Genomic DNA, 16,286 nt, shown 5'->3' with positions numbered 1-16,286 from the left:
CTACTCCAGCTTGGCAAAGTGATAATTACGGATCACGGAAATAATGACTTTCCGTTCTGAATCTCCGAAACGATCAATTTCAAACTCTTGCTGAACCCCTTGAAACCGTCTTTTTCTCAAGATGGTATCTTTTAAAGATTCCCCGTCAGCACGCGCTTTGATGGCGGCAAGGGCCACCTGGGCAGCATCATACCCGGCAAGGGCGGCAAAACCGATCGGGTGGTGGAAACGCTCAAGATAGGCGGCCTGAAAATCAATAAAGGCCTGGGAACGATCCGTGGTATCCATGAATTGGGAAACCACAACGTCTTCGGAAGCTTTGCCCGCCAGTTCGATAAAACGTTCCGTCGAAGCCCACTCGGACATGGCGATTTTCTGGCCAGGAGCGAGCTTATTCACCTGCTGGCAGATCAGCGCGGCATCCATGGCATTGGCGATAATCAGCACCAGATCGGCGTTAGCAGTCACCAGATCCTTCGCCAACGGTAAAAAAACCGTGTCCTGCCCCGAGTCAAAGGGCCGGATATCGACCAGCTTGCCGCCCAGGCCTTCAAACGTCGTCCGAAAATCGTCCAGCCAGCTTGCCGTGTAAGCAAGATTGCTGCGGTCATAAATGGCCGCGACCGTCTTGGCCCCTCGCTGCTGAAACTGGTAGCGGGCACTTTTCGCGGCATACTCCCGGGTGGTGGCGGTCACCCGCACAAAAAAATCATCGATCCCGAACAGCTCCGTCGTGGTCACCGTGGGGCTGAGCAGGACTGTCCGGGCCTTGTTTATCTGCGGCAAGACCGCCATGGCCATGGCGCTGGTCATCGGGCCGATGATCAGTTCGACCTTTTGGTCGAGCAAATCGGTGACAGCCTGCCTCGCCGTCGCTGGATTCTGCTGATCATCTTTCACCACCAGCTCAATCAATCTGCCGCCAATACCTCCTCCCGCATTGACCTTCTCCACCGCCAGTTGAACGCCGTTGCGGCCACCGACACCCAAATCGGCAACCCGGCCGGAAAGCCCCCCGATAAAACCGATCTTGATCGGCTCCTTCCGCTCACATGAAGGCAGCAGAAACAGGCTCACCGCCCCTACGATCAAAGTCAGAAACGCGGCTGCTTTCATGAGATCACCTCACAGGCAGGGGTACTGATAAAAAGATGTTAAAAATTTGTGGAATTGTCTCACAAAAGGGGGGAAAGAGACAAAGGAAACATCAAACAGCCCGGAACCGTAGTGTTCCAACTGTTCATAAGGGGCTGCCAGAACACCCAGATCCGGAGTTTAAAAAGGAGTGGTGGTCAGGCAGAACGGAGCGTGGCGGACGGAAGAAGAGGCTGAACAGCGGGGTTGTTCGCTGCCCGTTACCGTAGAAAAGCCGATTGTTGCTGACTTTCCCACGGCAACGGCAAAAAGATTCAGACGCCCAGATAGGCCGCCTTGACATGGGGATCATTGAGCAGATCACCGCTGCTCCCTTCAAGGACAATTTGCCCCTGCTCCATCACGTAAGCCCGATCGCTGATCGCCATGGAGTTGATCAGATCCTGCTCCACCAGGATTATGGTGACCCCGTATTCCCTGGCGATCTTCCTGATGGCCGCGAAAATATCTTTTTTCAACACCGGTGCCAAGCCCAGGGAAGGTTCGTCGAGCATCATCACCTTCGGTTGGGCCATGATCCCCCGGCCGATGGCGACCATCTGCTGTTCCCCCCCGGACAGGGTCCCGGCCAACTGGGTTTTCCGTTCGGCCAGGCGGGGAAACAGGGCATAGACCTCTGTCAGGTTCTGCTCAAAGCGGTGGCGGGCGTTGGGGCTGAAGGCACCGAGTTCCAGATTCTCCAGCACGGTCATCAGCGAAAACAGGCGCCGTCCTTCCGGGACATGAATCAGCCCTTTTCCAACGATCTCGTCAGCGGGTTGGCGCGAAATCGTCTCCCCGGCAAAAACAATTTCCCCTTGGCTTGGAGTCAGCAGCCCGGAGATGGTTTTGAGCAGGGTCGACTTACCGGCGCCGTTGGCACCGACAATACTCAGGATCTCCCCTTCCCGCACCTCCAGCGAAACATCGAACAGCACCTGGATTTCGCCATAGCCGACACTGATATTGTTAATGTTGATCAACGACATATTGCTCTCCAAGGTATGCTTTGACAACCTCCGCATCGGCGAGGACCTCATGGGGGGTGCCTTCGGCGATCTTCTTGCCGAAGTTGATGACATAGACCCGCTCGGACAGATTCATGATCGCCTGCATGATGTGCTCGACAATGATGATGCTGACCCCGACCTGGTTGATGCGCCGGATCACCGGCAGCATTTCGGTCACTTCCGACGGCCGCAGCCCGGCCATGACTTCATCAAGGAGCAGCAATTTCGGCTCGGTGGCCAGAGCCCGGGCCAGTTCCAGGCGTTTCCGTTCGGGAAGGGTCAGGTTTTTGGAAACCACATCCTTTTTTTCATACAGATCAAGAATTTTCAGCACCTCCAACGCTTTGGAGCGGGCTTCGCCCAGAACATTGGTATTGGCGAAGGCACCGACCATGGTGTTATAGAGTACTGTTTTCGAGGCAAAGGGTTTCACCACCTGAAAGGTCCGGGTAATACCCAGCTGACAGATCTCATAGGGTTTCTTGCCGGCCATCTCCTGCCCTTCAAAAAGGATGCTGCCGCTGGTCAGCGGAAAAGCCCCGGCGATGCAGTTGAACAGGGTGGTTTTGCCGGCCCCGTTGGGTCCGATCACCCCGACGATTTGATTTTTTTCCACGCACATGTCGACGGCATTGACCGCGGTCAGCCCGCCGAACTGTTTGACCACTTTTTCAACTGTCAGCAACGCCATGACAGTCCTCCTCTTGCTTGCGATTGTTGTCCCCCTGGTCAACCCGCCTCGCCAGCCGGTTGAACCAACGTGACACCGGCTCCACCAGGCCTTTGGGCTGATAGCGCATGACAATGATCAGCACCAGTCCGAAGATAATCAGATGCAGCCCGGGCAGGGAATCGGACAGATAGATCCGGGTCAGTTCCCCGACCGGGCGCAGCAGCAACGCGCCGAGGATCGGCCCAAGAATGGTGCCACGCCCGCCGATCAGAGCGATGAAGGCAATTTCATAGGACAGATCGAGACCGAGGATCGATTTGGGATAAAAGTACAGCACCAGTTGGGCGTAAAAGGTTCCGCCCAGGGCGGTCAGGAAGCAGCTGATCGCCATGGCGATCAGTTTGTATTTGGACACCTTGATCCCCAAGGCCTCGGCCGCTTCCGGCTCTTCGCCACCGGCGGCCAGGTAGTAGCCGACCTTGGAATTCATCATGACGAAGGTCAGTAACAGCACCAGCAGCAGCATGAACAGAATAATGTAGTAATAGGGTGCTTTGCTCGAAAACTGAAAATCCGCCAGGGAATTGCCGGCCAGGTTGATGAGCAACCCTTTCGGCCCGCGGATTTCGAAAGGCCCGATCTTCTCGACGTTTTCCACCAGCACCCGAGTCGCTTCACCAAAGGCGATGGTCGCCAGGGCAAAGTAGGCGCCGCGCAACTTGAGAGTCGGCAGACCGATGAGAATCCCCATGATCGCCGCCAGCACCCCGCCGACCAGCATACCGAACCAGGGGCTGACCCCATAGGTCAGGTAGAGGGTGGTCGAAGTGTAGGCGCCGATCCCGACAAAGGCCGAGTGCCCCAACGGCAGCACCCCGGCAAACCCGCCGACAAAGTTCCAGCATGAGGTCAGGTAGGCGTAAAAGATGATCAGGATAAAGATCTGCATCACCGACGGATTACTGACCACCAGCGGCAGGGCCAGCAGGCCGGCGATAATCAGCAGGGTCGCTATTTTATGGAATGGTGACTGGTCTGTAAGCAGTTTCATTGGTACGTCCCCTTAATAGTCCTGTTTCAATCCAAACAGTCCTGACGGCTTGACAAACAGAACCAGAAGGAAAAAGACATAGATGAGCATTTCGGTCCAGGTGGCCGCCATGAACTGGGCGCCCAGGGTCTCGATGACTCCGAGAATGATCCCGCCGAGGATGGCACCGGGAATACTGCCAAGCCCGCCGAGCACAACAATGATGAAGGCCTTGATGTCGAAGGGCACCCCGACCGTCGGATAGACATAGTAAAAGGGCACCAGCACGCAGGCGGCAACGCCGCAACAGGCGCAACCGAGGCCGAAGACAATATTGTAAATACGATTCTGCTTGATCCCCATCAGGGTCGCGGCCTCGCGATCCAGAGAGGTGGCACGAACGGCCTTGCCCATCCGCGAATATTTGAGGAACCAGTACAGGTAAAGACCGAGCAGCAGAGTAATGCCGGCGCCGATGATCTTGGGCCAGAGAAAATACATGTCGAAAATCTCCAGCATTTTCCCGGTCACCGAGGTCTTGGCAACGCGGAACTGGGCACCGAACAGGAGCAGGGCGAGGTTATCGAGGACATACCAGATCCCGGTGGTGACGATAATGACCGTGATCGGCTCACGAACATCCTTTTCCGCCTCGAAAATCGGCTTGATGATGAATTTCTGCATGGCGAAACCGAACACAAACAGCAGCGGCACCACCACGGGCAACGCCAGGTACGGGTTGACGCCGGTCAAAGTGACAAAGAAATACGCGGCAAACATCCCCACCATCAGGATGGAGCCATGGGCAAAGTTGACCACCTTCATGACCCCGAAAATCAGTGTCAGGCCGACGGCGGTCAGGCCGTAAATTGAACCCATCAGGATTCCGTTAAGCAGGGATTCGACATAGCCGATCATTGGTTTTCTCCTGATCTTGCGCAGCTGCAGAAAGCGCGGTCCCTTCTGCAGCTGCGTTGCGGTTCAACAATTACTTGGCCGGCTGCGGGAAAACCGGGGTGTAGCCGGCCCGGCGCACCGATTTTGGCCAGACGGTGATGCGGTCCATGCCGTGATCGGTTTTGCGGATCTGCACAATGACCAGATTGGCGTTTTTATTCTGGCCGGTGCTGTCGAAATCGACGCAGTCATAGGCCAACATCTGCAGGTTGCCGTCACAGAATTTGTTTTCGCTCAACGCTTTGCGCAGGGCGGCCGGGTCGGTGGAGCCGGCTTTTTCCAGGGCGTCCTTGATGACATACATGGCGGCATAGGCGTCAACCGCCTCACCGGTCAGATTGTGACCATAGAGGGATTTGAACTTGGCATTGGTCTCTTTCAGACCGATCCGGTTGAGGTCGGCTTCCCATTCGACGATATCGAAAATGTAATCGGCATTCTGACCGGCCGCTTCCAGAAAGGACGGATCGGCATGGCCGCCACCGCTGGTAATGATGGCTTTCACGTTAACCTTCATTTCCGCCATGGTGTTGGTCAGCAGGATGGCGTCAGCCGCGTTGGAGGTCATGAACACCACATCCGGCTTGGCGCGTTTAAGCTTGATGACCACCGGGGTCAGATCCGAAGCGGTGCTCGGATAGGCTTCGTCCAGCACCACCTGGTAACCGGCTTTTTCCGCCAGGGTCCGCCACTGCTCGGCAAAACCGGTCCCCCAGTCGCCGTTCTCGTAGACAAAAGCGACCTTCTTGACCGAGGTGCCGAATTCCTTTTCCATATCAGCCAGGAAACTGAACTGATCCCGCGCCCACCAGGAATCCTTAGCCGCAATCCGAAAGACGTTCTTGAAGCCGCGCTCGGTGATGGTGTCACGCACCGAAACCGGGACGATAAAGGGGATGCCGTAGCGCTCGGCGACCTGGGTGGTCGGATAGGTTACCGCCGAGTTCCAGCAACCGGTCAGCAGATCCACCTTGTCGTTGTTGATCAGCCGCTCGGCCTCGGTCACGCCGGTGGTCGGGTCGCTTTTGCTATCGGCAAAGTCGAGTTCCAGCTTGGCGCCGCCCAGGGCTTTGATGCCGCCCGCTTCATTGATTTCGGCCACCGCCATCTCACGGGCCTTTTTCCCCTGAATACCGACCGAGGCCGAGGGCCCGGAGAGGGGGATGATATTGCCGATACGGATGGTTTCGGCCGCCGTGGCGGTGCCCAGAAACGCAACCAGCAACACCGTCAGCAGCAGGGGCATGATTTTTCTGTCGATCTTCATAGGGTCTCCTTTTTCCATGCGAATTGATTGGTGGTTTGATCAGGGCGCTGATAAACGCTCCCGATCTCTCTACGCCTGTCCTGAAGCGATCCTGACTCGCCTCCGGATACCTAACCCAGAACGACGTCGACGGCGTCCTCAATAATCTGCAGCGCCTGCGCTAGCTGTTCGTCACTCACCACCAGGGGCGGCAGCAACCGGAGTACGTTGCCGTAGATACCGGCACCGATCACCAGCAGGCCATGCTTGACGCATTCGGCAATCACGGCGCTGGCGGTGGCTTTATCCGGTTCCCGGCTCTGCGGGTCGGTGACGAACTCAAGGGCGATCATTGCCCCGAGATTTCTGACATCCCCGATACGGGGGTATTTTTTCTGCAATTGCCGCAACCGGGTGACCACGGTCTCCCCCAGTGCCATGGCCTTGTCAGCCAGGTTGTCGCGTTCCAGCAGCTCGATGGTGGCCAGGGCGGCGGCGCAAGCCACCGGGTTACCGCCATAGGTGCCGCCGATCTGCCCGGCGCCGGGGGCGTCCATGATCTCGCTGCGGCCGACCACTGCGGACAGGGGCATGCCGGAAGCAATCGACTTGGCGACTGTCATCAGGTCCGGCACCACGTCAAAGTGCTCCACCGCGAACATCTTGCCAGTCCGGGTGAAACCGGTCTGGACTTCGTCGGCGATCAGCACGATGCCGTGTTTGTCACAGATCTTCCGCAACCCCTGCCAGTAACCCTGCGGCGGGATGTTGAACCCGCCTTCCCCCTGGACCGGTTCGAGGATGATGGCGGCGATATGAGACGGATCGACCTCGGCGATGAAAAAGCGCTCGAAGTAATCGAGATAAGCCTGGCAGCTTTCTTCCTGCGTGGTGTGCAGCTGGCTGCGATACAGGTTGGGGAACGGCACCTTGTAGATTTCCGGGGCATAGGGGCCGAAGCCGTGTTTGTAAGGCTTGACTTTGCTGGTCAGGGACATGGTCAGCAGAGTGCGGCCGTGAAAACCGGACTCGAAGCAGATCACGCCCTGACGGCCGGTATAGGCCCGGGCGATCTTGATGGCGTTCTCCACCGCCTCGGCCCCGCTGTTGACGAACATGGCTTTTTTCTGATGGCTGCCCGGGGTGATTTCGGTGAGCTTTTTGGCCAGTTGGACGTAGGGTTCGTACATGCTCACCATGAAACAGGAGTGCAACAGCCGGTCGGCCTGCTCCTTGATCGCCGCGACCACCGGTGCCGGGCAATGCCCGGCCGTGGTGACGCCGATGCCGGTATAAAAGTCCAGGTAGCGGTTGCCGTCGATATCCTCGATCACCGCCCCTTTGGCTTCCTTGATAAAAATTGGCGCGGCATGGGTGATGCCGGCAGCCACATAGGTTGATTTTTCCTGGAGCAGGGCTTTGCTCCGTTCGCTCGGCGCATGTTTGACTTCTGCCAGTTCGGTGCTGTTCAACATCTCTTTTATCCTCCACGTCAGGGACTGGTTGGGTTGCTGGACCCACCTTAAGAGCAACCCCTGTGCCAGCTCCGACAAGCGAGTGATATTTGCCTGTTTTCCAGGGACTTAAGCGTACCCCACGCACTCATCCCCCTGTTGCCTCCGTCAACCTGGGTTGACTGGAGACGCGCTCGTCAGTCCTGGTTGATCCCCTGCGGCAAAAAAAAACCGGGCGGTAAAACCCGGGGCTTGATCAGAATGGCGCTAGGGTAAGAGTCGATAGCAGCAAAGCCCTGGGACTGGCCCTGCCCGGGGGCTGTCCCAGGGCTTTGCGGTGCTAACCGCTACAGTTCCATGGCTCGCAAACTCTTGGGACAGCCCCCGATGACCCTGGGGACAGTCCCGAGTTTACTGCAGAGTTGCTTAAATTAGCTCCCTTCTGGCTTGACCACGAAAAGGCCGCAATCATCAGTTTCGATTGATCATTACCATCTTGATGTTGGTCATATCCTCCAAGGCAAACCGCACCCCCTCGCGCCCGAGACCGGACAGCTTGTTGCCGCCGTACGGCAGGTGGTCAACCCGGAAGGTGGCGGTGTCGTTGATCATGACCCCGCCGACATCAAGATCGTCAACCGCCTGCAGGGCCTTGTTGATGTCGTTGGTATACACCCCGGCCTGGAGCCCGAAATCCGAGGAATTGACGCACTCCAGGGCGGTCGTAAAATCGTCATAGGGGACGATGGAGACCACCGGAGCGAAAGTCTCCAGACACATGACTTTCATCTCTTCAGTGACATTGGTGAGCACCGTCGGCGGATAGACCATACCGTCCGCCTGGCCGCCGCAGGCCAGCACCGCGCCCTGGGCGACAGCTTCCTTTACCCAGCCGTCGATGCGCGCAAGTTCACCGGCGTCGATCATCGGCCCGACATCGCAGTCCCGATCGAGGGGGTCTCCGACTTTGAGCTGCTTGACCTTGGCAAGAAACAGTTCCGTGAAGCGTTCCAGGCAAGCCCGGTTGACGTAGATCCGCTGCAGGGAGATACAGACCTGCCCGGAGTTGGAAAAGGCGCTGACCACGCAGCGGGCGGCAGCTTTTTCAAGGTCGGCGTCGGCTTCGATCAGGGTCGCCGAGTTGTTCCCCAGCTCCAGGGTGACCTTTTTGATGCCGGCCTTTTTCATGATCTGTTCGCCGACTCCCGGGGAGCCGGTAAAGGTGATTTTCTTGCACTTGGGATTGAGCACGATGGCGTCGCCGACCGTACCGCCGGAGCCGACGGTCACATTGAGGACCCCTTTGGGCAGCCCGGCCAGGGCCATGATCTCGGCCAGGATGATGGACGAAATCGGGGTACTGGAGGCGGGTTTGAGCACCACCGTGTTACCGGCGGCAATGGCCGGAGCAACCTTGTGGGCGACCAGGTTGAGGGGGAAATTGAAGGGGGTAATCGCCCCGATCACTCCGATCGGCTCCTTGATGAAATAGCCGACCCGATTCTCGCCGAAACAACTGGCATCGACCGGAATGGTCTCGCCGTGCAGGCGCTTGGCCTCCTCGGCTGCGAATTTAAAGGTTTCGGCGCTGCGCTGGACTTCGTTCATGGAGAATTTCCAGGCCTTGCCCGCTTCCTGGCAGATGATCGCGGCGATCTCCTCCCCCCGCTCCAGGATCAGTTCCGCGGTCCGCTCGAGGATCTGCGCCCGCCGGTGGGCCGGATATTTACGAAAGGTCGCAAACGCCGCGGCCGCCGCGTCAATGGCGGCTGCGGTCTGGGCGGCATCGACCGTCGCCACCGTTGCGAACACTGCGCCGCTGAATTTATTGTGGACCTCCAGGGACCTGCCGGTGTCGAGCCATTCGCCGTTGATATAGGTCCGGTAAGCTGTTGCCATAGTCTTCCTCCCGCTGAAATAAGGGCCTGTCGCCAAGCGCGGGGTGCGGTTGGCGACAACGCTGGGTTACGAAAAAATGTTTCAGCGGGGAACAGCAAATGCAATGCCAGATCAGAATTCGAGCGGAGCGGGGCGAAACAGGGCAAAACAGTTGGAAAAACGGTTCCCCTAGGTTGACCACGGGGACAATGGTTGACGCGAATGGTTGACGAGAAATGCAGCCGGACCAAAAGGTCATGGTTCAGGAAGGGGCGGTCCCCTGTTCCCTTTTTTTCAGCCGTTTGTGAAGAGCCTGCTTGGAAATCCCCAGCAATCGGGCGGCCTGACTCTGATTGAAGCCGGTTCGCTGCAACGCGCTGTCAACGGCAAATTCGCCGAGCTGATCCAGGGTGGGAAAATAACCGAACAGGGCTTCGAGACCCTGTGCTTCCCCACTCGTCCGCGCTACGGCGGGGGCTATCCCGTGCAGTCGTTCACTGATCAGTTCCGGGGTGATCTCCCCGGTAAAAGCACGGGCAACGCTGTCGAACAGATAGGTCTTCAGCTCCCTGATGTTGCCGGGAAAATCATGGGCCTGCAGCAGCCGGAGCGCCTGCGGGCTGAGCTGCGGAATATCCCGCCCCATACTGACGGCGGCTTCCCGAATCATGGTTTCGGCCAGCAACGCAATATCTTCACGGCGCTCCCGCAGCGGCGCAAGTTTGACCAGATGGGTGCTGAGGCGATAATAGAGATCCTGCCGGAAACCTTCCTCCCCGCCGGCCAGCGCCGGCTGACTTTTATTGGCCGCCGCGATGATCCGGGCGGCACTGTGCTTGGGCGTATCCGAACCCAGTGGATAATAGGTTTTTTCCTGCAGCAGGCGCAGCAGCTTGACCTGCGATGCTTCCCCGAGATCGCCGATTTCATCCAGAAAGAGGGTTCCGCCTTTTGCCTTTTCGATCAACCCCGGCCGCAGGTTGTCGGCGCCGGTGTAAGCGCCTCGGACATGGCCGAACAGGGCGTCGGAAAACAGCATATCGTCCAGCCCCGAGACATCCACGGCGACGAACTCGCCGGCCAGCCCGCTGGCCTGGTGCACCGCCCGGGCGACCAGTTCCTTGCCGGTCCCGGTCTCCCCAAGGATCAGCAGCGGTTGGCCGGTCCCGGCAATCGCTTCCAGATACCTGAACATGTTGAGCATCTGCGAGTTGCCGGTGACAATGGAACGAAAAGCCTCGGGCTGTTTAAGGTCCCCGCCCAGGCCAATCCCTTTCAAGGCGAAAACCTCGGAGCGCAGGGCCTGAATCTCCGCAGCGCTGCGCAACGCCGACCCGAAGGAGTTGGCGTTGATCGGTTTAACCAGATAATCGTGAGCCCCCCGGCGAAGACATTCAACGGCGGTTTCGATCTCCGAGTTGGCGGTACAGATCACCACCGGCACCTGAGGCAGGGCGTCCTTGATCTCGCCCAGCAGCTCAAGGCCTGATTTGTGCGGCATGTTCAGATCGAGAAACACGATCGGCTGATCAAGCTGCGGCAGCCGCGCCATGACCTGGCGGCTGTCCTGCAGGGTCTCGACCTTCTGCAATCCCATGGACAGCAGCAAAAAACGGTACGCTTCGAGTTCGTCCGGTTCGTCATCCACCAGCAGAATAGTCGGCTGGCCGTTCTTGAAATCAAACATCGGCGGTCCCTCATTATTAAAGCCGTTAGTCAGACGGTTTCGGCCTTCGGCAGCAGGATGGTGAAACGGGCTCCGGTCCGACAATTCTCGGCGACCAGGCGTCCGTTCATTTCATTTTCAACAATAACCTTGGCCATGTAGAGGCCAAGGCCGGTTCCGGACGCGGTCCCCTTGGTGGTGAAATAGGGGGTAAAAATCTGCCCGAGAATAGGTTCGGGAATCCCGGGACCGCTGTCGCTGATCGTGACCTTAACATTTTCCTCATCCACCTCGAAAGCGATTTCAATGAGTTTGTCGTCGCTCGCCCCCGCGCCATTCACGGCATCCTTGGCGTTGGAAAGGATATTCACGATAACGTGACTGAATTCGCTCTGATAGCCGTAAACAAGAAAATCCTCGACCGCCTGCGGTTGCTGTACGCGAATGGCGACATCGGTCTGGCGAAAACTCGGCTCGACCAGCTTGATGGCATTCTCCACCGACTTGATCAGGGAAAAACGCTCCTTGGTCTTGGACGGTTTGAAAAACTGGCGAAAGTCATCGATGGTTTTCGACATGAACTGGATCTGGGTATCAGCATTCTGCACCAGCTTGTCGACAAATTCGCGGTTGATCAGCTGATTGTAAAAAGCCGACTGCAAACTGGAGACATAGGTCGAGAGGGTGTTCAAAGGCTGCCGCCACTGATGAGCGATAGCCCCGAGCATCTCCCCCATGGCCGCCATTTTCTGAGCCTGGCGCAGCTGTTGCTCGGCAGTGGCGCGCTTGGAGATATCGCGGATACTCATCAGGATCAGCTGCTCGTTGTTCAGATGGAGTTTTTTGAGACTGACTTCGGCGGGGAACTCCGAGCCGTTACTGCGCAAAAACGTCCACTGGAAGAACTGCTGTTTTCCCAACCCGGCGGCATCGATGATTTTTTGCAGATGCTGGTAGCTGCTCTTGCCATCGGCCTGGTAAGCCGGTGATATATCGAGCATGTTGTTACCGATGATGCCGTACTCCCTGGCCCCCAGCATCTCCCGGGCCCGCTCGTTGCATTCGACAAAAACCGTCCCCTTGCTGACCATGATCGCATCATTGGCGACGTGAAAGAGGGTCTGGTAATGGGTTTCAATGGCCTTTCTGCGGGTGATATTCCACTTCAGGTCCTCGTTCATGCCGTTGATCACATCCTGATGCTGCTTGACGGTGAACTGAAAGCGCTTATTGAAAAACAGCAGCCCCAGGGCGCTGCCGCCGACTCCGAGCAAGGCGATTCCGGCGAACACCCCGAGCAGCTTCAACACGGCTTCCATGGCCGACAGCATTGAGGTTTTCCCCGACAGTGCATAGGCTTCCGCCGTGCTCATCGTGGTGCAGAGATACCAATCGACATCGTCGAGAAACTGGTAGGCGAGGATGTTCTCCTTACCATGCAGGAAATATTTGTAGGTCCCCTGGGCATTGCGCTGGAACGCGGCAATGACCCCCTTCAGGCTGCCATCGAGATCCTGCAGTTTATGAGTCATCAGCAGGCTCTGGTCGGGGTGAACGACAATGGTTCCATTGGCGGAGATAATAAAAGAGTACCCTTTATCACCGACTTTCAAATTAATGACATTATTGACCAGGGAATCGAGGATGATATCCCCACTGACCACGCCGTACAGCTGGCCGTTTCGCAACAACGGCGAGGTCATGGCAATCACCATCTGCCCGGTCGTCATGTCAACGTAGGGCGACGATAGCGAGATTTCGCTATTGACCATGCCATGGAGATACCAGGGACGATTGCGCGGATCATACCCGGTCGGGGGAAGCCAGCCGGCACCGTCGATCATGGTCCCGTCATCCAGGCCGAGATAAACATCACTGAACTCGCCGGCCTTGAGCGCCTGTTCCAGAACCCTGAGGACCGCTGCGTTATCATGGCTATCGATCCGGTCGATTTCCTCGATAACCGAACGCATGACCTTTTTTTGCAACTGCAGCCACATGTCGGTCGTGGCCGCGGCATGGGCAACGATATTACGCTGGTGATCAAGGATCGTTTCTTCCGCAATGGTCCTGGTCGTCGCATAGATGACCCAGAACAGCAGCAGGAAGACCGCCAACGGGACAACCGTCAGCAGCAAGACATTTCTCAGTTTAATTTTCATAACCACTATCCGCCCCGAAGCGATGAAATTTGCACCGGTCAGAAGAACGCCGTCAGAGAACCTTGCTGAACATCACTCAGCAGCGACAGCAAAAAATATTCCAACCGCCGCCAAGGGACGGAAAAGAACGAACACCACAACAACTGCTCTGGGCAGGGGACGGTCCGGTTAATCGACTTTGATGCCGAAACGCAAAACCCGACTGGCGTTGAGCTTATTCTCACGACCGATCCGGCGAAGCGCCTCGGCGGCGCGGTCGGCAATCGCCTCCTGACAGGCGGTGGTGCCACCAAGCCGACTGAATTGCAGGCAAAGGTCGATGATCCGCGACAACTCCGGTTCCTTGAGCTTTTTGAACAGCGCCACATATTCGGCCACCGAACCCTGCGCCAGCAGCGCTTCATCCTCATCGGCAGGGGCCTCTCCGGCCAGCAGGAGGCGGCAGGTCTCCTCCAGCGAACGGAGTCCTTTGCGGGCCTGGAAAGTCTGCTCGAACTTGGTGATCACCTCGGCGTCTTTGATCGCTCCCGCCCACAATCTGGAATCGAGATTGAACAGTTCCACCTCCGCTTTTCTTTTTTCGATATACAGATCAATGATCCTGGTCGCCAGGGCATCCTTGCCCAGATTGCGCAACAGGCGGACCGCACCGTCCAGGTTGGCCGGGCTGATAAACCTGGCGTTGTCTTTGAAACTTTCGGAAAGACAGCCGATCACCTCGCGGCTGTTGTCTGCAAAGGACTCATTAAATTTGCGCCAGGCCGCCTGAAAGGAACTTTGCGACCGGTCGGCCCGTAACTTTTCGTTAAAGACCTCCGCCTCCTTCCGCAACCAGGCTTCATCGAGGTAACCGTTTTCCACGAAGCGGGCCATCGGGGCATCAAAATCGTCGAAGGAATAATTATCGTAACGGCGTAAGACGGCGCACCAGCTCTGCTGCTGGGTAGTCAAGGCGGTATCGTCAAGGTCGCTGAAGCTGCTGTTCCGGCCGAGCACAAACTGATAATCCGGAATATCCTGTGCCCGACTGTAATAACACCAGGCCAGCAGGGCCAGGGAATGCAGGGCTCGCTTAAGGACCTGCTCCTCGTAATCCTTCAGGACAGGAATGACGGTCAACGCCAGTTTTTCGATCTTTTTGATAACACGGATATTGTTGATGCCGAGCGTGACGATGTCATCCCCCAATAGCCTGGCCACCCGATCCCGGGTCAGGGCGATGGCGACACACTCTCTGGCGGTCGGCGCAAAACGCAGCTCGGTATCGATCACTTTTTCGCGCAGCTTGACATAGTCGAGGGAAGAGTCGCCGCTTAAGCTTTCGTCATTGAGAATCAGAATAACCTTGCATTTTTTTTGTTCTTTCAGCTGGCTGATCAGCCCCAGGATATCCTGCGCGGCAATACCGTGCCCCTTGCGTTCAAAATCATCGATACAGATAAGCGCTTTTTCCAAGGAAAGAAACAGCAGAGAAGAGAAGATGTTGTGGTAGGCTTCCGGGGTCCGTCGGGCGGGGATAAGGGGGAGGACATTCTGCCCAATACTGCGCGCTAATGCGTCGGCATTGTTTCGAAATGTTTCGATGGTCGGTTTGCGACCGATCATTTTTTCTTCGACCAGGTTTTCAAAAATGGAAAATTTCAAGTCGCTCAGGCTGTTGATCCCGAACAGGGAAACGTAGGAGTACTTGTGTAAGGCGACCTTCTGCTGATTTTTCGCCTGGAGCAGATAGGTGTTCCAGGCATAGGTCTTACCGACCCCCCAGGCCCCTTTGATCGACATGACTTCGGGCGCTTCGCTGGCCAGGAAACGCCTGATCTGCTGCTGAATGACCTCAATCGACATAACACCTCATCAATTCATGCAGCTGCCGGGCTTTGCTGGCAGCCGGAAAAGCCGGCCCCCCTTTGGAAAGGAGGACCGGCTATGATTCGGAATTATCTGGCGAACAATGCGTGCATCTGAGATCTGAATTTACCGGCGCCGCCATTGGCCGGGTGGCGGACCTTGGTGGCGCTAATCCCCAGGCGTTCCAACTGGGTCGCTGACTTTTCACCAATGGCGATCACCTGCCTGAAGCTGCCCAGCTCAAGCAACTGCCGCAATACTCTGTGCCCGGCGGCGAGTTCGTCATCGGTCGGGGTCCGGTTGCTGAGCATCCCCCGCTGCGGATGATAGGGATGCCAGGGGAAAGCGTTCCAGAGCACCGCCCGACGCGGATCGATCCTCTGGTCGGCAAAAAAGCCCCAGACAATGGTGGCGGTCGGTTCGGTAAAGCCCAATGGGCGAATCTCCGGGGTACTGGTGCGTTGCGCCGCAATCCCCTTGAACACCATCTCGGGTTGCAGGTTTTTGGACTGCAACCCGCCCAGCAATAACCGCTCGGAGGTCATCGGTATCCCACTGAAATGCCCCCCTTGGTAACCGATCGCTTCGGCACAGAGCAGACTGTCTGCAACCCCGATCCGCTCCTGCAGATAGCAGTGCAGTTGGCGCCGACGAATCTCGACTCCCTGCGGACCAAGATCGTACAGCGGGTCGCTTTCACCCCAGGGATTGAACACCGCCGGTCCGCGGTAATCGGCCAGCGAGGCCACAAATCGGTCAGGCATGACAGACATCCTGAATCAAAATAAATGGTTTGACGATCAACATCCGAAACGGCCGGGAGCTCTCCCGTTCCCAGTCCTGCAGTTGCTCGGCCGAGGGCTTGCCGAGCAGCCCGGTGGCGATCCATTGCTGGACCTGCGCGGTGTCATCTTCGGCAACGCCAACCGCCGCCGTGACCAGGTCCAGTTCGGTCGCAACCAGGATAAGAGCATCGCGCTGCAGGTGGATGCGCAACTCCCGCCAGGACACCTCGGCCAGATCACGCTTGAAATTATGGTGCAAATTTGTCATAAACACTCACAACAAAAACAATATTTTAATTATCAATCTCTGAAAAAAACAGCAACATGTGCGGAGCCAATGGATCAGAGCAAAGCAGAACCCCAGAAAAGGACTAAAGAAACTGGCCCAAAATCCGATATGAGCTAAATACTACCTTCACGATATGCCGGGACAAAACGAAACA

General features: G+C 57.1%; 13 protein-coding genes. All 13 read right to left on the bottom strand.

Features of this window, described 5'->3' with window-relative positions; all coding sequences use genetic code 11:
* Positions 1 to 1,116 (bottom strand): ABC transporter substrate-binding protein, encoded by a 1,116-nt coding sequence (locus tag N909_RS0113885; protein ID WP_051689767.1) that lies wholly within the window; start codon positions 1,114 to 1,116, stop codon positions 1 to 3.
* Positions 1,117 to 1,409: 293 nt separating this feature from the next.
* Entirely contained in the window at positions 1,410 to 2,123 is a 714-nt protein-coding gene (locus N909_RS0113880; RefSeq protein WP_029916118.1) for an ABC transporter ATP-binding protein, read from the bottom strand.
* Entirely contained in the window at positions 2,104 to 2,835 is a 732-nt protein-coding gene (locus tag N909_RS0113875) for an ABC transporter ATP-binding protein (protein ID WP_029916109.1), read from the bottom strand. Before N909_RS0113875 ends, N909_RS0113880 begins: the two co-directional genes overlap by 20 nt.
* The gene (locus N909_RS0113870) at positions 2,816 to 3,868 is read right to left on the bottom strand and encodes a branched-chain amino acid ABC transporter permease (RefSeq protein WP_051689766.1); all 1,053 of its coding nucleotides are present in this window, start codon (positions 3,866 to 3,868) and stop codon (positions 2,816 to 2,818) included. The genes N909_RS0113875 and N909_RS0113870 overlap by 20 nt, the downstream gene beginning before the upstream one ends.
* Positions 3,869 to 3,880: 12 nt before the next feature.
* A complete protein-coding gene (locus tag N909_RS0113865; RefSeq protein ID WP_029916105.1) occupies positions 3,881 to 4,765 on the bottom strand; it encodes a branched-chain amino acid ABC transporter permease in 885 nt (294 codons plus the stop codon).
* A 70-nt stretch (positions 4,766 to 4,835) separates the two neighbouring features.
* The gene (locus tag N909_RS0113860; protein WP_155005941.1) at positions 4,836 to 6,071 is read right to left on the bottom strand and encodes an ABC transporter substrate-binding protein; all 1,236 of its coding nucleotides are present in this window, start codon (positions 6,069 to 6,071) and stop codon (positions 4,836 to 4,838) included.
* A gap of 110 nt (positions 6,072 to 6,181) precedes the next feature.
* Positions 6,182 to 7,525 carry a 4-aminobutyrate--2-oxoglutarate transaminase gene (gabT, locus tag N909_RS0113855; RefSeq protein ID WP_029916101.1) on the bottom strand — a complete coding sequence of 448 codons (1,344 nt, stop codon included), beginning with the start codon at positions 7,523 to 7,525 and terminating at the stop codon, positions 6,182 to 6,184.
* Positions 7,526 to 7,975: 450 nt separating this feature from the next.
* Positions 7,976 to 9,403, bottom strand: coding sequence for an aldehyde dehydrogenase family protein (locus tag N909_RS0113850; protein WP_029916100.1), 1,428 nt, complete (start codon positions 9,401 to 9,403; stop codon positions 7,976 to 7,978).
* 241 nt (positions 9,404 to 9,644) lie between these two features.
* Positions 9,645 to 11,069, bottom strand: a complete 1,425-nt coding sequence (locus tag N909_RS0113845) for a sigma-54-dependent transcriptional regulator (protein ID WP_029916095.1) — start codon at positions 11,067 to 11,069, stop codon at positions 9,645 to 9,647.
* Positions 11,070 to 11,098: 29 nt separating this feature from the next.
* Positions 11,099 to 13,210, bottom strand: a complete 2,112-nt coding sequence (locus N909_RS0113840; protein WP_029916093.1) for a cache domain-containing protein — start codon at positions 13,208 to 13,210, stop codon at positions 11,099 to 11,101.
* Positions 13,211 to 13,378: 168 nt separating this feature from the next.
* Complete coding sequence (locus N909_RS0113835) at positions 13,379 to 15,055, bottom strand: P-loop NTPase fold protein (protein ID WP_029916091.1); 1,677 nt, start codon at positions 15,053 to 15,055, stop codon at positions 13,379 to 13,381.
* A gap of 92 nt (positions 15,056 to 15,147) precedes the next feature.
* Positions 15,148 to 15,822, bottom strand: coding sequence for a uracil-DNA glycosylase (locus N909_RS0113830; RefSeq protein ID WP_051689765.1), 675 nt, complete (start codon positions 15,820 to 15,822; stop codon positions 15,148 to 15,150).
* A complete protein-coding gene (locus tag N909_RS0113825) occupies positions 15,815 to 16,111 on the bottom strand; it encodes a DUF2288 domain-containing protein (protein WP_029916088.1) in 297 nt (98 codons plus the stop codon). Before N909_RS0113825 ends, N909_RS0113830 begins: the two co-directional genes overlap by 8 nt.
* Positions 16,112 to 16,286: the final 175 nt, after the last annotated feature.

This window comes from Pelobacter seleniigenes DSM 18267 (genome assembly GCF_000711225.1).
Lineage (GTDB): Bacteria > Desulfobacterota > Desulfuromonadia > Desulfuromonadales > Geopsychrobacteraceae > Seleniibacterium > Seleniibacterium seleniigenes.
Note: the sequence above shows the minus strand (reverse complement) of the source record. Positions and strands in the feature narration are given on the sequence as shown.